Source organism: Nocardia sp. NPDC004568, from assembly GCF_040609955.1.
Lineage (GTDB): Bacteria > Actinomycetota > Actinomycetes > Mycobacteriales > Mycobacteriaceae > Nocardia.
This window is the reverse complement of sequence record NZ_JBEXLL010000021.1, coordinates 1-20911: the sequence shown is the minus strand read 5'-3', so window position 1 is coordinate 20911 and position 20911 is coordinate 1. Positions and strand designations below refer to the sequence as shown.

Annotated in this window: 24 protein-coding genes and 2 pseudogenes; 10 read left to right on the top strand and 16 right to left on the bottom strand. The window is 67.6% G+C overall.

The features are described from left to right. Window positions 1–73: 73 nt before the first annotated feature. The 6 genes from fusA to ABZV91_RS12570 all read right to left on the bottom strand — a co-directional run bounded on the left by fusA (window position 74) and on the right by ABZV91_RS12570 (window position 5718). Window positions 74–2176 (bottom strand): elongation factor G, encoded by a 2103-nt coding sequence (fusA, locus tag ABZV91_RS12595; protein WP_355239619.1) that lies wholly within the window; start codon window positions 2174–2176, stop codon window positions 74–76. Between the two features lie 126 nt (window positions 2177–2302). Beyond that, on the bottom strand, window positions 2303–2773 hold the full coding sequence (rpsG, locus tag ABZV91_RS12590) for a 30S ribosomal protein S7 (protein ID WP_014353063.1): 471 nt from the start codon (window positions 2771–2773) through the stop codon (window positions 2303–2305). A gap of 1 nt (window position 2774) precedes the next feature. Continuing rightward, window positions 2775–3149, bottom strand: a complete 375-nt coding sequence (rpsL, locus tag ABZV91_RS12585; RefSeq protein ID WP_030525247.1) for a 30S ribosomal protein S12 — start codon at window positions 3147–3149, stop codon at window positions 2775–2777. Window positions 3150–3548: 399 nt separating this feature from the next. Then, window positions 3549–4103, bottom strand: coding sequence for a DUF3558 domain-containing protein (locus tag ABZV91_RS12580; RefSeq protein WP_355239616.1), 555 nt, complete (start codon window positions 4101–4103; stop codon window positions 3549–3551). Window positions 4104–4108: 5 nt separating this feature from the next. Next, window positions 4109–4639, bottom strand: a complete 531-nt coding sequence (locus tag ABZV91_RS12575; protein WP_355239613.1) for a DUF3558 domain-containing protein — start codon at window positions 4637–4639, stop codon at window positions 4109–4111. 104 nt (window positions 4640–4743) lie between these two features. Then, window positions 4744–5718, bottom strand: a complete 975-nt coding sequence (locus ABZV91_RS12570) for an NADPH:quinone oxidoreductase family protein (protein ID WP_355239610.1) — start codon at window positions 5716–5718, stop codon at window positions 4744–4746. Between the two features lie 380 nt (window positions 5719–6098). Between ABZV91_RS12570 and ABZV91_RS12565 the strand changes: the two genes are divergently transcribed. Further along, the gene (locus tag ABZV91_RS12565) at window positions 6099–6869 is read left to right on the top strand and encodes an acyl-ACP thioesterase domain-containing protein (protein ID WP_355239607.1); all 771 of its coding nucleotides are present in this window, start codon (window positions 6099–6101) and stop codon (window positions 6867–6869) included. A gap of 264 nt (window positions 6870–7133) precedes the next feature. Here ABZV91_RS12565 and ABZV91_RS12560 read toward each other — a convergent pair whose 3' ends face one another. Further along, window positions 7134–8810: a 4Fe-4S binding protein gene (locus ABZV91_RS12560; RefSeq protein WP_355239604.1), complete on the bottom strand. Its 1677-nt coding sequence runs from the start codon at window positions 8808–8810 to the stop codon at window positions 7134–7136. A 176-nt stretch (window positions 8811–8986) separates the two neighbouring features. Here ABZV91_RS12560 and ABZV91_RS12555 point away from each other — a divergent pair, with 176 nt between their 5' ends. Then, window positions 8987–9478 carry a histidine phosphatase family protein gene (locus ABZV91_RS12555; protein WP_355239601.1) on the top strand — a complete coding sequence of 164 codons (492 nt, stop codon included), beginning with the start codon at window positions 8987–8989 and terminating at the stop codon, window positions 9476–9478. Window positions 9479–9481: 3 nt separating this feature from the next. On the opposite strand, the gene ABZV91_RS12550 is transcribed toward ABZV91_RS12555, so the two are convergent. Beyond that, complete coding sequence (locus ABZV91_RS12550; RefSeq protein ID WP_030525238.1) at window positions 9482–9682, bottom strand: hypothetical protein; 201 nt, start codon at window positions 9680–9682, stop codon at window positions 9482–9484. A 203-nt stretch (window positions 9683–9885) separates the two neighbouring features. On the opposite strand from ABZV91_RS12550, the gene ABZV91_RS12545 reads away from it, so the two are divergent. Beyond that, the gene (locus ABZV91_RS12545) at window positions 9886–10191 is read left to right on the top strand and encodes a GNAT family N-acetyltransferase (RefSeq protein ID WP_355239598.1); all 306 of its coding nucleotides are present in this window, start codon (window positions 9886–9888) and stop codon (window positions 10189–10191) included. Beyond that, window positions 10184–11167, top strand: a complete 984-nt coding sequence (locus ABZV91_RS12540; protein ID WP_355239595.1) for a pirin family protein — start codon at window positions 10184–10186, stop codon at window positions 11165–11167. The genes ABZV91_RS12545 and ABZV91_RS12540 overlap by 8 nt, the downstream gene beginning before the upstream one ends. Window positions 11168–11237: 70 nt before the next feature. Here ABZV91_RS12540 and ABZV91_RS12535 read toward each other — a convergent pair whose 3' ends face one another. Next, on the bottom strand, window positions 11238–11321 hold the full coding sequence (locus ABZV91_RS12535) for a hypothetical protein (protein WP_355239762.1): 84 nt from the start codon (window positions 11319–11321) through the stop codon (window positions 11238–11240). Window positions 11322–11412: 91 nt separating this feature from the next. Beyond that, window positions 11413–11475, bottom strand: a pseudogene (locus tag ABZV91_RS12530) (hypothetical protein); the annotation flags it as partial. Window positions 11476–11556: 81 nt separating this feature from the next. Here ABZV91_RS12530 and ABZV91_RS12525 point away from each other — a divergent pair. Genes ABZV91_RS12525 through ABZV91_RS12515 form a run of 3 tightly spaced genes read left to right on the top strand, consistent with a single transcriptional unit; the run spans window position 11557 to window position 13428 of the window. Beyond that, window positions 11557–11958: a zinc-binding dehydrogenase gene (locus ABZV91_RS12525; RefSeq protein ID WP_355239592.1), complete on the top strand. Its 402-nt coding sequence runs from the start codon at window positions 11557–11559 to the stop codon at window positions 11956–11958. Further along, window positions 11955–12401 carry a MerR family transcriptional regulator gene (locus ABZV91_RS12520; RefSeq protein ID WP_355239589.1) on the top strand — a complete coding sequence of 149 codons (447 nt, stop codon included), beginning with the start codon at window positions 11955–11957 and terminating at the stop codon, window positions 12399–12401. The genes ABZV91_RS12525 and ABZV91_RS12520 overlap by 4 nt, the downstream gene beginning before the upstream one ends. 16 nt (window positions 12402–12417) lie before the next feature. Beyond that, complete coding sequence (locus ABZV91_RS12515) at window positions 12418–13428, top strand: aldo/keto reductase (RefSeq protein ID WP_355239586.1); 1011 nt, start codon at window positions 12418–12420, stop codon at window positions 13426–13428. Here the strand turns inward: ABZV91_RS12515 and ABZV91_RS12510 are convergent. Further along, window positions 13389–14279, bottom strand: coding sequence for a helix-turn-helix transcriptional regulator (locus tag ABZV91_RS12510; RefSeq protein WP_355239583.1), 891 nt, complete (start codon window positions 14277–14279; stop codon window positions 13389–13391). The genes ABZV91_RS12515 and ABZV91_RS12510 overlap by 40 nt on opposite strands. 101 nt (window positions 14280–14380) lie before the next feature. On the opposite strand from ABZV91_RS12510, the gene ABZV91_RS12505 reads away from it, so the two are divergent. After that, complete coding sequence (locus ABZV91_RS12505; RefSeq protein WP_355239581.1) at window positions 14381–15394, top strand: aldo/keto reductase; 1014 nt, start codon at window positions 14381–14383, stop codon at window positions 15392–15394. Window positions 15395–15456: 62 nt separating this feature from the next. On the opposite strand, the gene ABZV91_RS12500 is transcribed toward ABZV91_RS12505, so the two are convergent. The 3 genes from ABZV91_RS12500 to ABZV91_RS12490 are packed head-to-tail and all read right to left on the bottom strand — an operon-like array spanning window position 15457 to window position 16683. Further along, window positions 15457–15930: an SRPBCC family protein gene (locus ABZV91_RS12500; protein ID WP_355239577.1), complete on the bottom strand. Its 474-nt coding sequence runs from the start codon at window positions 15928–15930 to the stop codon at window positions 15457–15459. After that, the gene (locus ABZV91_RS12495) at window positions 15927–16259 is read right to left on the bottom strand and encodes a metalloregulator ArsR/SmtB family transcription factor (protein WP_355239574.1); all 333 of its coding nucleotides are present in this window, start codon (window positions 16257–16259) and stop codon (window positions 15927–15929) included. The genes ABZV91_RS12500 and ABZV91_RS12495 overlap by 4 nt, the downstream gene beginning before the upstream one ends. Before the next feature lie 31 nt (window positions 16260–16290). Then, on the bottom strand, window positions 16291–16683 hold the full coding sequence (locus tag ABZV91_RS12490; RefSeq protein WP_355239571.1) for a VOC family protein: 393 nt from the start codon (window positions 16681–16683) through the stop codon (window positions 16291–16293). 85 nt (window positions 16684–16768) lie between these two features. On the opposite strand from ABZV91_RS12490, the gene ABZV91_RS12485 reads away from it, so the two are divergent. Further along, window positions 16769–17230, top strand: a complete 462-nt coding sequence (locus ABZV91_RS12485; protein ID WP_355239569.1) for a MarR family winged helix-turn-helix transcriptional regulator — start codon at window positions 16769–16771, stop codon at window positions 17228–17230. A gap of 7 nt (window positions 17231–17237) precedes the next feature. Beyond that, window positions 17238–17420: pseudogene (locus ABZV91_RS12480) on the top strand (formate/nitrite transporter family protein); the annotation flags it as partial. Between the two features lie 58 nt (window positions 17421–17478). Here the strand turns inward: ABZV91_RS12480 and ABZV91_RS12475 are convergent. Both ABZV91_RS12475 and ABZV91_RS12470 read right to left on the bottom strand, forming a co-directional pair. Continuing rightward, window positions 17479–19803 (bottom strand): hypothetical protein, encoded by a 2325-nt coding sequence (locus ABZV91_RS12475; RefSeq protein ID WP_355239566.1) that lies wholly within the window; start codon window positions 19801–19803, stop codon window positions 17479–17481. Window positions 19804–20225: 422 nt separating this feature from the next. Beyond that, window positions 20226–20741 (bottom strand): hypothetical protein, encoded by a 516-nt coding sequence (locus ABZV91_RS12470; RefSeq protein WP_355239564.1) that lies wholly within the window; start codon window positions 20739–20741, stop codon window positions 20226–20228. Window positions 20742–20911 lie beyond the last annotated feature (170 nt).

The following is a 20911-nucleotide window of genomic DNA, read 5'->3' as shown; positions in this document are numbered from 1 at the left end:
TGGACTTGTTGTTGCTTGCAGTTGCAGCAGTGCGGATTGATTTACAAGGGGTCGTGCAGACGACCGGGCGATATTACTCGCCGGTCGCCTTGGCGATGATCTCCTTCGACACGTTGGCCGGAACCTCCGCGTACGAATCGAACACCATGGAGTAGTTCGCCCGGCCCTGGGTCTTCGACCGCAGGTCACCGATGTAGCCGAACATCTCCGAGAGCGGAACCAGCGCCTTGACGACACGGGCACCACTGCGTTCCTCCATGGCCTGGATCTGGCCACGGCGGGAGTTCAGGTCGCCGATCACATCGCCCATGTAATCCTCGGGCGTGGTGACCTCGACCGCCATCAGCGGTTCGAGGATCACCGGACCGGCCTTACGGGCCGCTTCCTTCAGGGCCTGCGCGCCGGCGATCTTGAACGCCATCTCCGAGGAGTCGACGTCGTGGTACGCACCGTCGAGCAGCAGCACCTTCAGATTGACCAGCGGGTAACCGGCGAGCACACCGTACTGCATGGCGTCCTGTGCGCCCGCGTCGACCGAAGGGATGTATTCCTTCGGCACGCGGCCACCGGTGACCTTGTTCTCGAACTCGTAGGTGGCGCCGTCCTCACCGACGAACGGCTCCAGCGCGATGATGACCTTCGCGAACTGACCCGAACCACCCGTCTGCTTCTTGTGGGTGAATTCGAGCTTCTCCACCTTCTTGGTGATCGTCTCGCGGTAGGCGACCTGCGGCTTGCCGACGTTCGCCTCGACCTTGAATTCGCGCTTCATCCGGTCGACCAGGATGTCCAGGTGCAGCTCGCCCATACCGCCGATGACGGTCTGGCCGGTCTCCTGGTCCAGCTTCACCGTGAAGGTCGGATCCTCTTCGGCGAGCTTCTGGATCGCGGTGCCCAGCTTCTCCTGGTCGGACTTGGTCTTGGGCTCGATGGAGACCTCGATGACCGGGTCCGGGAAGGTCATGGACTCCAGCACGATCTGGTTGTTCGGATCGCACAGGGTGTCACCGGTGGTGGTGTCCTTCAGGCCGATGACCGCGTAGATGTGGCCGGCGCTGACCTGGGGTACCGGGTTCTCCTTGTTGGAGTGCATCTGGAACAGCTTGCCCAGCCGCTCCTTCTTGCCCTTGGTCGCGTTGATGACCTGGGCGCCGGAGTCGACCTTGCCCGAGTACACACGGACGTAGGTCAGCTTGCCGAAGAACGGGTGCACCGCGATCTTGAACGCCAGGGCCGCGAACGGCTCGTCGGCGCTCGGCTTACGGGTGATGACCTCGTCTTCCTTGCCGGGCACGTGGCCCTGCACGGATTCGACATCCAGCGGCGAGGGCAGGTAGTCCACCACGGCGTCGAGCATGGGCTGTACGCCCTTGTTCTTGAACGCCGAACCACACAGCACCGGGTACAGCTCGGAGTTGACCGTCATCTTGCGGATGGCGCCCTTGATCTCGTCGATCGAGAGCTCTTCACCACCGAAGAACTTGTCCAGCAGCGCCTCGTCGGACTCGGCGACCGCCTCGAGCAGTTCCTGACGGTACTGCTCGGCCTTCTCGGCCAGGTCGGCCGGGATTTCCTGGACCTCGTACTTCTCACCGAGCTTGGTCTCGCCAGTCCAGACCTTCGCGTTCATCTCGACCAGGTCGACGATGCCCTCGAAGGAATCCTCCGCACCGATCGGCAGCTGGATGACCAGCGGCTTGGCGCCGAGGCGGTCCTTGATGGTCTGCACGGTGAAGTAGAAGTCGGCACCGAGCTTGTCCATCTTGTTGACGAAGCAGATCCGCGGCACGTCGTACTTGTCCGCCTGCCGCCACACCTGCTCGGACTGCGGTTCCACGCCCTCTTTGCCGTCGAAGACGGCGACGGCGCCATCGAGAACCCGCAGGCTGCGCTCCACCTCGACGGTGAAGTCCACATGGCCCGGGGTGTCGATGATGTTGATCTGATTCTGGTTCCAGAAGCAGGTCACCGCCGCGGAGGTGATGGTGATACCGCGCTCCTGCTCCTGCTCCATCCAGTCGGTGGTCGACGCCCCGTCATGGGTTTCGCCGATCTTGTAGTTCACACCGGTGTAGAAGAGGATGCGTTCGGTGGTAGTGGTCTTGCCCGCATCGATGTGGGCCATGATGCCGATGTTGCGGACCTTGTTCAGGTCGGTGAGCACGTCCTGTGCCACGGAAATCTTCCCCGCTCGTAGCTAGTTGGGATTTTCGCCGACGACCTCGCGGCCGTCATCTGTCGTCAAAGCGGAAGCAGAGCTTCCGTAAGCCTCCCGACCCCGGAGCGATGGGCCGGGCAGACATCACCAGCGATAGTGCGCGAAGGCCCGGTTCGACTCGGCCATCTTGTGAGTGTCCTCACGACGCTTCACCGAGGCGCCCAGACCGTTGCTGGCATCGAGCAGTTCGTTGGCCAGGCGCTCGACCATCGTCTTCTCCCGGCGAGCCCGGGAGAAGTTGACCAGCCAGCGCAGGGCCAGGGTGTTGGCGCGGCCCGGACGAACCTCGACCGGCACCTGGTAGGTGGCGCCACCGACGCGGCGGGGCTTCACCTCGAGCGACGGCTTGACGTTGTCCAGCGCGCGCTTGAGCGTGACGACGGGGTCGGTGCCCGTCTTCTCACGCGCCTGCTCCAGCGCACCGTAGACGATGCGTTCGGCGGTGGACTTCTTGCCGTCGAGCAGGATCTTGTTGACCAGCTGCGTCACCAGCGGCGACCCGTAGACCGGGTCGTTGATCAGCGGACGCTTGGGAGCGGGGCCCTTGCGCGGCATATCAGCTCTTCTCCTTCTTGGCGCCGTAACGGCTGCGGGCCTGCTTGCGGTTCTTCACACCCTGGGTATCGAGCGAGCCGCGGATGATCTTGTAACGCACACCGGGGAGGTCCTTCACACGACCGCCGCGCACGAGCACCATCGAGTGCTCCTGCAGGTTGTGGCCTTCACCGGGGATGTAAGCCGTGACCTCGACCGCGCTGGTCAGCTTCACACGCGCGACCTTCCGCAGCGCGGAGTTCGGCTTCTTCGGGGTGGTGGTGTACACGCGGGTGCACACGCCACGACGCTGCGGGCTCCCCTTGAGGGCCGCGGTCTTGGTCTTGGCGACCTTGTCGCGGCGACCCTTGCGGACCAGCTGGTTGATGGTTGGCATATACCGGCTTTCCTTTTATCGGTTATGGCGGTGTCAGGGCTGTTCATCGAGCTTTCACCCGCACGTCCAACCACGTTTCTCGCGTCCCGAGGTCGGGCGTGTCGCGCGCAGTTCAGGGCCCGATTTACAGGCACGCTGGAATCGTCAGCCGCTCTCGCTGGCCTACGTCTACGCTCGAACTTGCCCGTATCCTTCCGGGCACAGCGGTCCACTGTACTCGGGCGTAGTGAATAGGGTCAAAACCGGGGTGATGTTGTGATATGGCGGGCCGACCGCGGCCCCTCGTCTTCCGGCTCTCGACCCCTCCCGGGCAGTCTCGCGTTCCCTTCTCAACCGCCGGATACCGCCGCTTGTTCCCCGGGTTCGCGGGGTGGGCCCGCGCCGATGATCGGCGCGGTACTAGCGGGCGATATTGAGCGTCAGCTCGAGCAGTTTCTTGGCGGCGGCGCACGGATCGGCCGTGCCGCCCGAGGAGTTCACCCACCAGCCGATCACCCCCGAGTCGGCGGCACTCGCGGTCATACCGCACGAATTCGGATCGTTCGGCCGGCGGACCTCCAGCGCGATCGTCCCCTGCACGGTGGTCTTGGTGCTGGTGTAGCCGAGTTTGTCGTTGGTCGCCTGCTCGGTGCGCAACGACCCGTTCTCGTACCAGTTCAGCGTGAGCATTCCGGACCCGCCGCCGATATCCCACATACAGACCGCGCCGAAGAACGAATCACTGATATAGGTGTTGCCGCCGAGCGCGTCGATGATCTGCTGGTCGGTGACCACATCGCATTCACGGAGCAGCTTGTCGATCTGGGTGGTATTTACCGATTCGCCGCCGCCGACCGGCAGCGCGGTCCCTTCCACGGTACTGCCGCAGCCGGCGCCCAGCACCGTGATCACCAGCAGGACCAGTGCCGCGGCGGCGGCGCGCAGTCGCCGGTGGCGGGTTCGCAGACGTCGCATCCTGTTCACTCCAGCCGCTCGATGGTCAGTTCGGCCAGCGCTCGGCTGCGATCGCATGGATTGCCGCGGTCCGTAGCGAACGAACCCAGCGAGGTCGACCATTCGAAGAAGTCGTCGTCGAGCTGGACCGCGAGATCGCAGATGGTGCCGGTGGGATCGAGTGCCGCGAAGCCGTTACGACCGCCGACGGTGATCGGCTCCGGGGGACGGCCGTGCGTGGTGACCCAGGCCTTCTCTCTTTCCAGCGGGCTACCACGATAGGAGGCGAAGGTGATCGAGGCACCGCCCAGTCCGCCCGACTGCCAGTTACAGCCGACCGCGTTCTTGTACGACTGGACGATCTGCCGCAGACCCCCTACGTCGCGTACCTCGTTGTCGGTGACATGTCCGCATTCCCCCACGAACGGACCGAGCGCGGCCACTTTCGGCGCCGGACCGCGCGGCCCGTCGGCATCCTCGGCGCCCTGGTCGGAACCGCAGCCCGTCAGAGCAAACGCCGCGGTTAACCCGAGGACTATCGCCGACCTGATCCGCATGCCGTGCACAATACCGACGAAAGATCGCTCCCGGCGGCGGTGCAGGTCGACGGTGGTCTCCGGCGTCCGACCGGTCCGGCCCGCGCGCCGCGGGCCGGACGCGTTCAGCGGACCGTGACCACGACCTTGCCGGTGGCGGCGCGCTTTTCCAGCGAGGCCACCGCCTGCGCGGCCTGTTCCAGCGGGAACAACACCGCCTGTGGCGCGGCGATCTCGCCTGCCGCGAACAGCGGCTCCACCTCGGCCCACTGCTCGGCCAGGTATCCCGGGTGCGAGAGCATCCACTCACCCCAGCCCGCGCCGACGACCTCGACATTCTTCAGCAGCAGCCGATTGACCTTCACCGTCGGGATATCGCCGCCGGTGAAGCCGACCACCAGCAGCCGGCCGCCGCGGGCCAGCGAGCGGATGCTGTCGGTGAAGCGGTCGCCGCCGACCGGGTCGAGCACGATATCGACACCCCGGTTGTCGGTGAGTTCTTTGACCCGATCCAACCAGCCGTCGGTGAGGACGACATCGGTGGCGCCGTGCGCGCGAGCGACCTCGGCCTTCTCCTCGGTGCTCACCACCGCGATCACCCGGCCGGCGCCCAATGCGCCCGCCAGCCGCAGGGTGGAGGTGCCGATCCCACCGGCGGCGCCGTGGACCAGCACGGATTCACCCGCGGCGAGACGCCCGCGGTTGCGCAGGCAGAAGTGCACGGTGAGATCGTTGAACAGGATTCCGGCGCCCGCCTCGAAGGAGATGTTGTCCGGGAGCGCGAAAACCATCTCGGCGGCGGTGCTGGCGACTTCGGCCATGGCGCCGCCGAGCATGGTGAGGGCACAGACGCGATCACCGGGCTGCACATGCGCCCCCTCGGGAGCTTCGCGCACCACCCCGGCGACCTCGCCGCCGACCACGAACGGCAGCTGGGGTTTCATCTGGTAGAGCCCGCGGGTCATCAGCACATCGGGGAAGGCCACCCCGGCGGCGTGCACATCGATCACCACACCGCCCGGCAGCGGCTGCGGTTCCGGGATGTCGACGATCTCGATCGCCTCCGGTCCCTCGAGTTTGCTGACCTGAGCTGCGCGCATATGCCGCCCTCTCTGTTCGCCGACCGGCGGTTATAGATACGCGCCAGTCGATATGTACCAATCCACCCGTCCTCATCAACTTATCGGCGCCACCGGCCCGAGTCCATCCCCCGCCGGGTCCGACCGCACCGGCGCCGGCGGCGATCCGAACGCCATCGATCTGTGGGACAGCAACGCCGCGGCCGGTATCCCGTCGAAGGGTCTCATGTGGACCATCGACCCGGCCTTCAACTCCTATTCGCTGCCCGGTCCGACCGCCGCCACACGCCGAGCACAGTTAACCGACGGCTCGGCGTGGCGCGGTGACACACGCCCCGTAAAGTCGTCTCACAGGAAACACGCAGAAGTACCGCGGCCAGTCCGCCGCGCGAGGAGCACAAGTGTCACTCGATCAGCCACTCGCCCCGCTTCCCCAGGAGGGCATGGGGTTCGTCACGGCGTGGCCGGTGCGAGCCGGCGACGTGGACCCGTACAACCGCGTACGCCTCGACGGTGTCGCCCGCTACCTCCAGGACATCGCCTGGGAACACCTCCAGCAATCGGTCCTGGAACAGAGCGACCCGAGCTGGATCATCCGGCGCACCGTCATCGACGTGGTCCGCCCCGTTCTCTGGCCCGACCACGTCCACCTGCGACGCTGGTGTTCGAGTATGTCCACCCGCTGGGCGAATATGCGGGTGCGCATCACCAGCGACCGAGGTGGCCTGATCGAAACCGAAGGTTTCTGGATCAATATCAACGAGTCGAACAATATGCCCGCCCGCATCAGCGACGCCGGCCTGGCCTACCTCGCCCAGACCACCGCCGAACAGCGACTCCGCTGGCGCCCCTGGCTCACCGACCCCGCCCCGCCCGAATCCGACACCGACCTGCCGTTCCCGCTGCGGGCCACCGATATCGACCAGTACAACCACGTGAACAACACCAGTTACTGGCAGGCCGTGGAGCAGTATCTCGTCGACTACCCCAAACTTGTCAGCGGCCCGCACCGGGCGGTCATCGAATACGTCGCCCCGGTCCTGGCCCGCCAGCACATCAGCGTCCGCAGCCGATACGAACCCGGCGACCGGACCACGGGCCGGCCCACCCTGCGCCTCTGGTTCGTGGTCGACGGCATCACCACCACGATCGTCCGTATCGCGCCGCTGTAGACCGCCAGAACCGGCCGGGAGTCGTCGGTGGTGGCGGTGACCGGGAAACTCGAGGTCGGGGCCTGTCTCGCAGAACTCGACGCATGCGGGTTGCTTCGGTATTCGATGCTCGGGTCGGGTGCGGACCCGCACGAGGAGGTGGTGGCCCGGCCGCGCCGGTACGGGCGGATACCTGTTGACGACCGTGGGTCCGTGCCCTGGGATCACTCCGGGGCACGAACCCACTCAGCGCGGCCCGGTAACCGGCCGCCGTCGCCCTCGCCGTCAGCTACCGCCCTTGGCCGCCTGGAGCAGGTCGGCGAGAGAGGTGAACTTGACCCGGGGCCGGCCCGACTCCTTGCCGGCGCCGCGTTCGGCCTGGTCGATGGCCTTCCAGCCGACCCGGTCCACCAGGTCCGGCTGGCGCTCCTGCACCAGGGCGCGCAGTGCGTCCCGGTCGGCGGTGGGGGCGGCCAGCTTGCCGGCGATGAAGTCGGAGATCAGGCCCTCCACCGTTTCCTCGGAGTCGACCCGGTTGGAACCGATGACCCCGCGCGGGCCGCGTTTGATCCAGCCGCTGACGTACACCCCGGTGAGGGGTTGCCCGTCGGCACCGATCACGCGCCCGTGTTCGTTGGGGACCACCGCGCGTTTGTCGTCGAAGGGGAGGTCCGGGACCGGCTGTCCGCGGTAGCCGATGGACCGCAGCACCAGCGAGGCCGGGAGGCTGCCGACCTCGCTGGTGGGGCGGGCGTTGAGGATTCCGTCCTCTTCCACCAGCTCGTTGCGGGCGTACTCCAGTGCTTCGACCTTGTCGGTACCGGTGAGCGCGGTGGGAGCGGCCAGGTACTTGAACACGATCCGTTTGTTGCCCTCGGCCGGCGGTTTCGCGGCGAATTCCTCGGCGAGCGCGTATTTCAGCTTCAGCGAGGGTTCCACGTCCGGGTGGTCGAGCAGCGCCTGGGAGGCCGGGTCGAGTTCCAATTCGGCCGGATCGATGACGATATCGACCCCGGACAGGTGCGCCAGCGCCAGGAATTCCGGTGACGTGTAGGCGGCCTGCAGCGGGCCGCGGCGGCCCAGCACCACGACCTCGCGGATATTGCTGCCGCGCAGCGCGGCCAGGGCATTGTCGGCGATATCGGTTTTCGCCAGCTCGTCGGGATCCACGGTCAGCACCCGGGCGACATCGAGCGCGACATTGCCGTTGCCGACGATGATCGCCCGCTCGCCGGAGAGGTCGAAGACCCGGTCGGCGTAGTCGGGATGGCCGTTGTACCAGGCCACGAATTCGGTCGCGGAATGGCTGCCCGGCAGGTCCTCGCCCGGGATACCCATGCGCCGGTCCGAGGACGCGCCGACCGCGTAGAGGACCGCGTGGTGATGAGCCAGCAGTTCCTCGTGGGTGATGTGCTTACCGACCTCGACGTTCAGGTAGTACTGCAGGGTGTCGCGGCGGAAGGCCGATTCGAACATGGCCGCGACCGTTTTGGTGCCGGGATGGTCGGGGGCCACCCCCGCGCGGACCAGACCCCACGGCGTGGGCAGCCGGTCGAACATCTCCACCTGGACATCGCAGCGCCGCAGCAGTTCGTCGGCCGCGTAGGCGGCCGCCGGGCCGGCGCCGACAATGGCGACCCGCAATGTGCCCAGATCCTTGGGCGGCCGCACCGGTGTCGCGATCGGATCCAGGTTCGACTCCAGCGGATGCCGCTCGAACCAGGCCGCGTTGATCTCCCGGAAACGGGCCAGCGACGCGGACAGATCGTCCTCGGAGAAGATGGCCTCCACCGGGCACGCGTCGACACAGGCGCCGCAATCGATGCAGGTGTCGGGGTCGATGTAGAGCATTTCGGTCGTGGCGAATTCCGGCTGGTCCGGAGTCGGGCGGATGCAGTCGACCGGGCACTCGGAAACGCAGCTCGCGTCGTTACAGCAACGCTGCGTGATTACGTAGGCCATATTTGTGCAGATCCTCGAGACTGATATACGGGCTGGTGCCGTCCGGGTCGCGGGTGGCAGGGCGTGACGACTGAGCGTGGACCGGGATCACCGGGCCTCCCTCCATTGTGACGCCGCTTTCAGTTTGCCTCGAGTGTGTTGTGGATCTCCGCACCGAGGGTGCCTACGGTGGACCCATGGCTCGGACTCTGATCTTGATGCGGCACGGGAAATCGGCGTATCCGGCCGGAACAGAGGACCATGAGCGTCCGCTGGCGCCGCGCGGGAAGCGGGAGGCGGCCTTGGCGGGCACCTGGCTGCGGGCGCATCAGCCGCCGATCGACGCGGTGCGTTGTTCCACCGCGACCCGCACTCGGGAAACGCTCGCCGCCACCGGCATCACCGCGCCGGTCGAGTTCGAAGCCGGAATCTACGAGGCCACGACCGACTATCTGATCGAGCTGATCGGGCTCACCGACCCCGCCGTCTCGACCCTGCTGGTGATCGGGCACGCGCCGGGTCTGCCGTGGACGGCCTGGGACCTCGCGGCCACGCATGATACCGAGGATGCCCTGCGGTTGAGTCGCAAGTTCCCCACCTCCGCGCTGGCGGTGCTGCGCCTGTCCGGCGAATGGGACCGGGTCGGCTCGGGTACGGCCGACCTGGTGACCTTCCACGTACCGCGCTGACCCTCAGCGCAGCAGTTTGCCGCCGAACACCGCTCCGGCGCCGAGCACGACGAGCAGCAGGAACGCCGCCCAGCCGCCGATCAGCCACCAGACCAGACCGAACACCACGACGATCGGCGCCACCGCGATCGCGGTGATCACCGGGCTCTCCCGGACCGTGGCCCACGCCGAACGCGCCCGGACCCGGTCGATTTCCTTGGCCATCCTCCCAGGCTACGTGCCGGATCCCGGATGCGCTGGTACACGCGCGTTCCGGGCGGTGAGCACCCTGGACAGGCGCGGGCCACGCGGCCCGTCGCAGCGCGGCGTCCGGGTCTCGGACAGCTGAGTACGCTGGCGCTCGGCGGTACGGCCCCGGGTCGTGGCGCCGTGCGCAGAATGGCCGGACACGGAAAGGAGCCGCGGAGATGACCGAAGCGACCGAGCAGAGCAAGGTGGTGCGCAACCCCGGCGAGAACCGTTACGAGGTGTGGTACGGCGCCGAACTGGCCGGATTCGCCGAGTACACCGAGCGCGGCGGGGAAACCGTCTTCACCCATACCGAGATCGGCCCGGAGTTCGGCGGTAAAGGACTGGGCAGCCGGCTGGCCGAGTTCGCGATCTCCGACACCGTGGACCGCGGGCGCAAGATCCGGCCCGAGTGCCCCTTCATCCGGAGTTATCTGGAAAAGCATCCGCAGTACAACGAGCACGTGGTCGGCGGCGGTGAGTGACCTCGATCCGCACCCCACCGAGACCCTCTGCGAGCCGGGGACCGGGCCGGGGCCGATAACGCGGCTGTATCCGGCCCGGGAGGTGCCGCTGGGCGGTGTGCGCGGCACCTATGTGGAACGGACCCTGCCGCAGCGGGAGCTGCCGACCGTCGGGGCCTGGTGTTTCCTGGACTATTTCGGCGCTCCGACGGTGACCGTCACCGACGCGCCGCCGGATATCGATCCGCATCCGCATATCGGTCTGCAGACCGTCACCTGGCCGTTCGAGGGAATGATCCGGCACCGGGATTCGGTGGGCTCGGATGTGCGCATCGAACCCGGCCAGCTCAATCTGATGACCTCCGGGCGCGGAATCGCCCACTCGGAGTACACGGCGCCCGAGGCGCCCGCCGGGCGCGGGGTGCAACTGTGGGTCGCGCTGCCGGAGGGGCACCGCGATATCGCTCCCCATTTCGAGCAGCACCGGGATCTACCTGTCCGCACCGCCCCGGGCCTGCGGGCGACCATACTTCTGGGTTCGCTGGCCGGGGTGACCTCGCCGGCAACGATCTACACCCCCCTGGTGGGAGCCGATATCGAGATCGATCCCGCGACCGCGTCCACGCTGCCGCTGGAGCCGGAGTACGAGTACGCCCTGCTGGCGATCGAGGGCACGGTCACCGCCGCCGGATGCGAGCTCACCCCGGGCCCGCTGCTGTACCTGGGCACCGGGCGCGACAGCCTCGACCTTTCCAGCGACTCCGGCGGCCGGTTCGCCCTGATCGGCGGGGAGCCGCTCGCGGAGGAACTGGTGATGTGGTGGAACTTCGTCGCGCGCGAGCATGCGGAGATCGTGGCGGCCCGCGCGGATTGGGAGTCGCACAACTCCGAGCGTTTCGGTGATATCGCCGGCCATACCCCGGACCAGCGCATTCCGGCGCCACCCATGCCCGGTGGGCAGCTGAAGCCCCGCGCCCGGCGACCACACGGCAGCTGAACCGCTGCCCGCTCCGGAGTTACGGAACGCGGCTGCGAAGCCGCGCAAAAAGTAGTTGGAACGGGGCCCGTCAGGGAATCTCGTCCAGATGCTCCTCCACCCAGGTCCGCAGCTGGGCCAGGGGCTGCGCCACGCTGCGGCCGAGTGAGGTCAGTTCGTACTCGACGTGCAGGGGGCACCGCCGGATAGACGGTCCGGTTCACGAAGCCCCGATCCTCGAGGCGGCGCAGCGTGGCGGTGAGCACTTTGGGGCTGACTCCCTCGAGCCGCTTCTGCAGGGCTCCGAAGCGCTGCGGCTTCTCCTCCATGGCGCCGATGGCCAGTGCGGACCATTTGTTCGCCAGGAGATCGAGCACGTCGCGGCAGGGGCACTGGGCGGCGTACACATCGTGATGATCGTGCCGCCGGGTCTCGCAGCGCGTGATCATGGCGTCTTCCTCTTCGCTGTAACCGGCGACCTGGCCGAGCAGGGCCGCATCCTCGACCAGGTCTCCCGGCTGGTGGACACCGGAATCCTGACCACCACGGCCACCACCACCCTCGGCACGATCAATGCCGAGCACCTGCGCGAGGCCCATCGTGTCCTGGAGGCCGGGAAGGCCGTCGGCAAGATAACCCTGGCCGGTTTCCGACCGGCCGGCGTGCAGCAGCCGAGTACTCTCTGTGATCAGCACTTGCTTGGAGTCCACTCCAGGTGGCTAACGTTGCCCTCGTTCGACGAGAGGATATCGAGCGCCATGCGGAAAACGTTGTGGTGCAGTACTTTTCAGCAAGGAGAGCAGTCGGCGTGAGTATCACCGAACCCGGCCCGGGCCTCACCGATCCGGCTCGGGACCTCCCCCGGCATTCGATCGGGGCGGCGGCCCGGCACTGTGGTCTGAGCCAGGACACGCTGCGCTGGTACGAGCGCATCGGCCTGCTGGCCCATATCGGCCGCGACCACACCGGCAAACGCCGGTTCAGCGACCGCGACCTGGACTGGCTGACGCTGATCACCCGGTTGCGCACCACCGGCATGACGGTGGCGGACATGATCCGGTACGCCGAACTGGTCCGCGCGGGTGCGAGCACGGTCCCCGAACGGCTCGCGATGTTCCGCAAGACCCGCGCCGATGTCCTCGACCGTATCGCCGAACTCGAACAGACCGTGGCGGTGCTGGATCACAAGATCTCGCTCTACGAGCAGCACGTCCCCGGCGACGCCGCCCGGTCACCCGACAACGCAGCATCGTGAAGGGATACCCGAGACCATGACCGAAGTACTGCCGACCGCGCCATTGGGCACCACCGGAATCCGGGTGGGTGTCCAAGGCCTGGGCTGCATGGGTATGAGCGAGTTCTACGGCCCCACCGATCGCGCGGAGTCCCGTGCGACTCTGGATCGCGCCCTCGAACTCGGCATCACCCTGTTCGACACCGCCGATATCTACGGTTCCGGCGACAACGAGGAATTCCTGAGCGATTTCGTCCGCGCCAACCGGGACCGGATCGTGCTGGCCACCAAGTTCGCGATCGTCCGCCGGGCCGACGATCCGCACTATCGCGGCATCGACAACTCACCCGACTACATCCGGCAGGCCGTCGACGCCAGCCTGCGCCGCCTCGGTACCGACACCATCGACCTGTACTACATGCACCGGCGCGACCCCCAGGTGCCGATCGAGGACAGTGTGGGGGTGATGGCGGAGCTGGTGCGCGCCGGCAAGGTACGCGCGCTCGGCCTGTCCGAGGTCACCGGGGAAGAACTGCGCGCCGCGCACGCGGTCCATCCGATCGCGGCGGTGCAGTCGGAGTGGTCGCTGTTCTCCCGCGACGTCGAGCGGACAGCGGTTCCCGCGGCCGCCGAACTGGGCGTCACCTTCGTGCCCTATTCCCCGCTGGGCCGCGGCTTCCTCACCGGAGCCCTGCCCAGCACCGACGACCTGAGCGAGGGCGATTTCCGGCGGCATATGCCACGTTTCACCGGCGACAACGCCGCACACAACGCCACACTCCTCGCACCGCTGCACGCCATCGCCGAGGCGCGCGGACTGACCCCCGCCCAGATCGCGCTGGCCTGGGTGCAGTCGCGCGGCCGGGTGCACGGGTTGCCGGTGGTGCCCATTCCCGGCACCCGCCGCCGGACCCGGCTCGCGGAGAACGCCGCCGCGGCCGCGGTCACCCTGACCGCGGCGGAACTGGATCAGCTGGAACCGATCGCCGGTCAGGTGGCCGGACCGCGCTACGCCGATATGTCGTTCACCTCGGCGGGCCGCGAGTAGGTCGGCTGCTCCGGCGCCCCCAGCCGCTGGGTGCCGATGACGCGTAGCAGTTCCATCTTCTCCGCGGCGTCGGTACCCGGCAGCGGCCAGTAGATGAGTAACCGCTGGGTGGCGTTGGGCGTGAGCATGGTCTCGCAGAACATATCGATCACACCGAGCTCCGGATGCACCGCGCTCTTGGTATCGGAGTGCCGGACCGCCACCTCGTGCTCGTTCCAGAGCCGCTCGAACTCCGGACTGTTCGCCCGCAGCGCGCCGATGAACTCGATGACGTCGGGATCCTTCGGCCGGCGCGCGGCGGTGGCGCGCAGGTCGGCGACCTGCCTGCGGGCGAGCCCGTCGGTGTCGCGCAGCGGAGAGATCGCCCGGGCTTCCGGGTCGGTGAACCACCGCCAGGCGTAGAACCTACCCCAGCCCTGCTGTTCGGCCTGATCGCCGAACAGCAGGGTGTGCATCCGGTTCTGCACCAGGCATTCACCGAGATCGGTGATGACCGCCGCCGGGATATCGTCCAATTTCGCGAGCACGTGCATCAGTCCCGGCCCGACGTGTTTATCGGTCCGGCTGCCGCCGGGCGGCGCGTGTTCGCACAGCAGATAGATGTGATCGCGTTCGTCGGCGGTGCAGCGCAGCGCACGGGCCAGGGCGGCGAGCACCTGAGTGGACGGCCGCGGCCCACGTGCCTGCTCCAACCGCGTGTAGTAGTCGGTGGAGATCCCGGCCAGCTGCGCCACTTCGTCACGGCGCAGGCCGGGGGTCCGGCGGCGGGTCCCGGGAGGCAGGCCGACCGACTCGGTGGTCAGTTGCTCCCGGCGTCGCCGGAGGAAATCGGCGAGTTCGCTGCGATCCATACCTCCACTGTCGCGCACCGCCGCGCGGTCGGCCAGGGATCGTCGGTCCCCCGATAAAGCGTCTCTGCCACGGGTACCTCCGGTCCACCACCGTGGTCGGTATGACGAATACACAGATCGCAGTCGCACGACTGGGCAGCACCGGGCCGACGGTCGGGCGGATCGGGCTCGGCGCGATGGGGATGTCGGGTGCCTACGGCCCCGCCGACGAAACCGAATCCACAGCCACCGTCCACGCCGCGCTCGATTCCGGTGCCCGGCTGGTCGATACCGGCGATTTCTACGCCATGGGCCACAACGAGCTGCTGGTGGGCCGAGCCATCGCCGACCGCCCGCGGGAGGAGACGATCCTCAGCGTGAAGTTCGGCGGGATGATCGGCCCGGACGGCAGCTGGCAGGGTTTCGACAGCCGTCCGGCGGCGCTGCGCAACTTCCTGAGCTACAGCCTGCGCCGGCTGGGGGTCGACCATGTCGACATCTACCGCCCGGCCCGGCTGGACCCGGCGGTACCGATCGAGGATACGGTCGGCGCCATCGCCGAACTCGTCGACGCGGGATATGTGCGGCATATCGGCCTGTCCGAGGTGGGCGCCGATACCCTGCGCCGGGCGGCGGCGGTACATCCGATCGCCGACCTACAGATCGAGTACTCGCTGTTCTCCCGCGGAATCGAAACCGAGATCCTGCCCGTCTGCCGCGAACTCGGCATCGGCGTCACCGCCTACGGCGTGCTCTCGCGGGGTCTGCTCAGCGATACCGCGCCCGGCCGCACCGCCGGTTTCGGGCCGGCCGACTACCGCGCCCATACCCCGCGTTTCCAGGCCGGCAACCTCGTCGCGAACCTGGAACTGGTCGACGCGCTGGCCGCGCTGGCGCGGGACAAGGGTGTCTCCACCGCCCAACTGGCCATCGCCTGGGTGCTGAGCCGCGGCGACGATATCGTTCCGCTCATCGGGGCGCGCACCCGTACCCGCTGGTCGGAGGCGCTCGGCGCGCTCGACATCGCCCTCACCGCGGCCGAGATCGCGGCGATCGAGGCCGCGGTTCCGGCCGCGGCGGTGGCGGGTAGCCGGTACGCGGAGGCGCAGATGAGCGCACTCGACAGCGAGCGCTGAACCCGGCCGGGATCGCCGCGTCGCGGGCCCCGGCGTACTGCCGGGCGCCCGCGACGAAGGACTCATTTCGCCAGCAGTGCGTCCAGCGCCCGGTAGCTCGCATTGAGCCCCTCGGCCATCCCGGACTGCAGCATTCCGTCCCGTTCCTCCGGGGTGTGGAACTGGCTGACCGTGACCACCCGGGTGCGTCCGTCGCCGAGATCCTCGAAGGTCGCGGCATCGATGGCGACGTGCGCGGGCATCCCGTCCCATTCGAAGGACTGCACGATCCTCTCCTGCGGCACGATCTCCCGGATCCGTCCTTCGAACCCGTGCGACTGCCCGTCGGCGTGTTCGACGAAACGCCAGTGTCCGCCGACCCGGAACTCCCAGCGCTCGACATCGAGGCGATTGCCCCGGCCCCACCACTGGGTGAGCTGCTCGAGCCGGGTGTAGGCGTCCCACACCCGCTCCCGGGGTGCGTGGAAAACCCGCTCGATTCTGATCTCGCGGTCCGCGGCCGCGGTGACGACGGCTTCTTCGGTGGCAGTGCTCATTGTTCGTGCTCCGTTCGTTGCAGGAATTCGCCGAGACGGTCCATACGCGCTTCCAGCATCTGCCGGTAGCCCTGCAGCCAGGCCACCTCCCGCCGGAAAACATCGGGTCCGACCCGGCAGTACCGGATCCGGCCCCGTTTCTCCGTGACCACCATGCCCGCGTCCTCGAGCAACCGGATGTGCTTCTTGATACCGGTGAGGGTCATCGAGAAGTCGTCGGCCAGCTCGCTGACGGTGGCCGGGCCACGGCCGAGCCGCTCGAGGATGCCCCGCCGAGTGGGGTCCGCGAGCGCCCCGAAAGAGGCGTCCAAGAACTCATACTGAACCATCTAGTTCAGAATGAGGGCGGAGCACGCGATGTCAACAGGCCACGGTGAAGATCTCGTAGCTGTGCCCCTCGGGCGAGCGGACGTACACACCGCGGCCGCCGCCCAGGTGGTTGATATCCCGGTCCCAACCGTTCCCGGGCCCCGATCCGAACTCGACGGCGGGCCATCGCGCCAGCCGGCGCAGCACGGCGTCGAAGGTGGCCTCGTCGACCAGGAATCCGTAGTGTCCGGGCTCGGCCCGGCCGCGGTCGCCGAAATCGAAGGTCAGGCTCTCGTTCACCCGCACCGGCACGAACGGACCGGCCGGCTCGCCCACCGTCAGCCCCATGAGCTCGGCGAAGAACGCGGCCCCCGCCGCGCGATCCGACACCGGGACGATGGTGTGGTCGAGCACGATGCGCGGAGCGCTACTCGTTCCGGACATGACAGCTCCTCCTATTTACATGCGTTACACATGTAATCTACATGCGTTTCGCACAGAAAAATCAGAAGAGGATAGATTGGTCTATATGAGCGGCAGCTCCTCCCCCGCAGACGGCGGACCCGCCCTGTTCCGCCTGGTCCGGTTCTGGTCCCGGCGCTGGATACAGCGCGGTGTCGGCGGGCAGAGCGCCGAACTGCGCAATGCTCAACATGTCCAGGTCGTGGAGGCGGTGGCCGGTGCCGCCCAGGCCCCGGACGAGGCGACCATCACCGCGGTCGCCCACCAGCTCGGCCTCGACCATTCCGGCGCCAGCCGGATGGTCCGGGACGCCACCACCGCCGGTTACCTGTCACGCCGCGAATCCGATCTCGACCGCCGCCGTACCGCACTCCACCTCACCCCGGCGGGTACCCGCCTGCTGGCCGATGCCCACGATTGGCAGCGGCAGATATTCGATCGGCTCACCGACGACTGGTCCCCCGCCGACCGCCGCCGGTTCGCCGGTTACCTTCAGCGACTGGCCGACGAACTACCGCACAATCAGTGAGAACACCCACACGGGGTTCGAGCATTCGATCGTCGATATGTTCCTGTTCCCCTCGAGGCTGCTCCTCGGTGGCGGTTCCTCGATCAGTGGCTATCCGATCTGGAATGACATCCCCACGGTGGCCGGCAATCTCGTCGGAGGTCCTGCCTTCGTCGGCCTCACCCTCTACGCGACCCATGCGCGCACTGCCGCACTCCGGCCGGATCCAGCGCTTCCGAATCGAACCCGGCCGCAACGGGCCCGGTCGCTCATGCGCCTGCGGCGAGAGCGGACGCGGGGGCGCGGGTCGCTTCGGCGGCCCAGTAGTCGGTATCGACAGCGGCGTTCTGCGCGGCGAAGAAGCGGCGGCGACTCTCGGGATCGGTAGGGTTCAGAACGAAATTGGTCATCGCGGCGGAAACCCGTCGCGCATGTTCGTCACCGATCCAGCGCAGAATTTGGGAGGCGTCCGCCTCCGAGTACGCGGCCGATTCCTCTCCGGTAGCGACTTTCTGGATTTGGCTCAGTTTCACCCGGGACGGCGCGGTCAGATATTCCTCGCCGACCCGCCGCGACGCACCCTGCAGTTGGAGCCCTTCCCGGCCGAGAGAGTAGTCGAGGACAGCGCGCTCCAGCTCCGCGTGGGCCGCCGGGGTGTTCATCGCCGAGGCGTAGTGCGAGGCCGCGACGACCTCGGCCAAATTCTTGTCGGCCAGCGACACATCGCCTCCGTGCTTCACCACATAACCCCGCGCTTCCACCGCGCGCTGGATCATGTCCTCGTCGGTGAAGCCGGCGCCGCGCAACGAAGCGGCGACCTGCCCGAGGAATCCACCGCCACCGACCAGCACACCGTCGACGGCGGCCGCCGCGCCCCGCGCGGTGTTCACTCCGCCGCGACCGGCGTCACGGGCGACGGCCGCCGCATCGCGGGCGGCGTGCGAAAGATGCAGTCGATCCAGGTAGGTGTGCGTGGCCAGCCCATCCGGACCACCGGCCTTCTCACCGTTCCAGCGAGCATTCCACACACCCCACTGGTCGAGCATCGCGCTCTGCCGTTTCATCGAATGCGGTTCCAGCGGTGATACCCGGTTGAACAGCCAGGCCGATGCCGGGTTGTTGTTCAAGGTCGACAGTGCGGCGGCACCGGCGAGCAACCCGAGCCCCGGTACGCCGGAATGGGCGAGTCCACCGGAACCCATACCGAGCGCCGGGCCGCCGCCCCCGCCCGCACCGCTTCCGCCCGGCGCCTGTTGCAGAGCCAGGGAGAATCGGTTGACGATCCACTCGTTGCCCTGGCGCAGCGCGGCGGCGAACCGCCGGAACTGGAGCAGGCCGACGACTTCCACCACCGCGGCCAGGATCAGCACCACGGTCGCCTGGCCGCGGGCCTGATCGAACAGGTTACCGAGGAACAGCACATACAAACCCAGGTAGATCACATAGGCCGCCATCACCACGGCACCGTAGAAACTGTCCACGAGATTGCGGACGAGGAAGGTCTGCGTGGGACCGTAGACGAAACCGCCCGCCGCGAAACCGAAGATCGCCGCGAAACCGTGGAAGACCGAATCGAGAGCGGACCAGATGATCTTGACCGAGAGGTAGGCCCCGAAGGCGAGCAGGATGCCGGCACAGAGCAGCACCACCAGCCCCGAACCGACCTGCCCCATGCTCGGGTTCAGCGCCGCCTGGTATGCCGCCAGATCACCGCAGCCGCGCAGCCCGGAGGCCAGGGCCGAATCCGAACCCGACCGCACCCCCGCCGACCACACGGCCGCGCAGCCCGGCCGGTCGTCGATCACATGCCCGAAGTTCCACACCTGGACCTGGCGCCGGGCGAAGTTGTCGGCCAGATTCACCTGCATGGTCGCGACCAGTCCGGTGGGATCGCTGTACGCGTGCCCGGTGAGCCCGGCAGCCACCGCGATACCGATATCGCGGCCCTGCGACATCAGTCCGTGCGAGGAGAGTACATCCTCGAGCGGTTGGGCCATGAAGACCGGGCCGAGCACGGCGACCCCGACCATGGTGACCGCCTGCGTCGCGGCCCGCGCGTGGTGACCGCGCAAGACGAACCACGCCACGATGAACGCGCCGAGTGACGCCGCGACGAGGAGGACCATCGGGATACCGATCTGGGCGTGCAGGCTGCGGGCGACTCCGGCCAGCGCGTCACCGAACGGGTCGAGCCAGTGGAAGCTCATCGTGTAGCCGATCACCCAGATCGCACTGGTCACGATGACGATGTAGCCGGCGAATTCGAGCCCGAGCACCACCGAGACAGCCGTCTCCAGCGGCTCGAAAATACTGCCGTGTGTGGTGACGAATCGATAGTGGGTCAGTTCGACACCGCTGGAATCGCGAATGTTCATCCAGTTCAACGCCGGAAAACCCGCGGTCGCCACCGCTTCGGAATCCCCGGTCGCGGCCAGTGCTGCCGCCCCGAGCATTGCGGGAAGCACGAATAGAACCGAGCCGAACACCGCGAGCCGCCGCAACCACCGGCGACGGCGAGCGACCGCCGCGCCGCCCTCCGCACGCCCCACCTGTGCACGACCACCGCGCGTGAGCTGAGTGATTCGGAATGTCATGGGCCCTCCGGTGGTCGTCGGTTCGGCGCCTGTTCGACGACTCCGGCAGACAGTGCGCTGCAACGTTATTCACTACTGTTCGGCCGAACGACGTTTGTACGCAATGTGATCGAAATGCCCGGTTCATATTCCCACTGCTGGACCGAGTGGCCCGGCGACCGGCGACCGGCGACCGGCGACCGGCGACCGGCGACCGGCAACCGGCAACCGGCAACCGGCAACCGGCAACCGGCAACCGGCAACCGGCAACCGGCAACCGGCAACCGGCAACCGGCAACCGGCAACCGGCAACCAGCGACCGGCAACCAGCAACCAGCAACCAGCAACCAGCAGCTCAGCGGCTCAGCGGCGCCGACAGAGCCGGGCTCGCTCCCTTTCGGGAGCGGGCCCGGCCTTGACAGAAGTCGCCCTACGCTGGGTACTCACCCGAGCAGTGTGACCGCGATCCCGAGCGCGGCGGCGCCGAACACCGCCACGTTCCGCAGTTTCTGCAGCGTCCACGTCCAGCCGGGGAACCCGGCCTCGGCCGCCGCCAGCAGTGCGGGCACATCCACGCGCCGCAGTTCCGGATCGTTCTTGCCCGCGAAGGCGGCCCGCACCGATCGCACAGCGGTGAGGTTGCTGTAGACGATGACCGCGTTGCCGATGAGCACCAGCGCGAACACCACCACGCTCACGGTTGCCGCCCAGGCCGGTCCGGCCAGATTCACACCGGCGACCGCCAGCAGCACCGCGGCGATGCCGACGGGCGCCGCCCATTCGTGCCCACTGGCATCGAAGCGCATCCCGTGCTCGGCCAGCGCGGTCGGGCGAACCCGCTGGCGGGCGAGCTCCCGCTGCGCGCTCGCCATGGCCGCGGCTCCGTAGCGGTGCCGCACCAGCGGCATGCTCACGAACGCGGCGGCAACGATCAGGGCCAGGACGGCAGTGACGTTCATGATGATCCCTCTTCTCTCGGCGAACTCCGCGGCCGCTGACTTGAACTAAGTAAAAGTACAATAACCCGACACTTGCACCTAGACGAGTAAGTCCAAACCCTGGTCAATGGTCGTAGGCGATCAGTGACCGGGTGACCGGTGCGCCGATCGTGTGGTTGTGCCAGATCGCG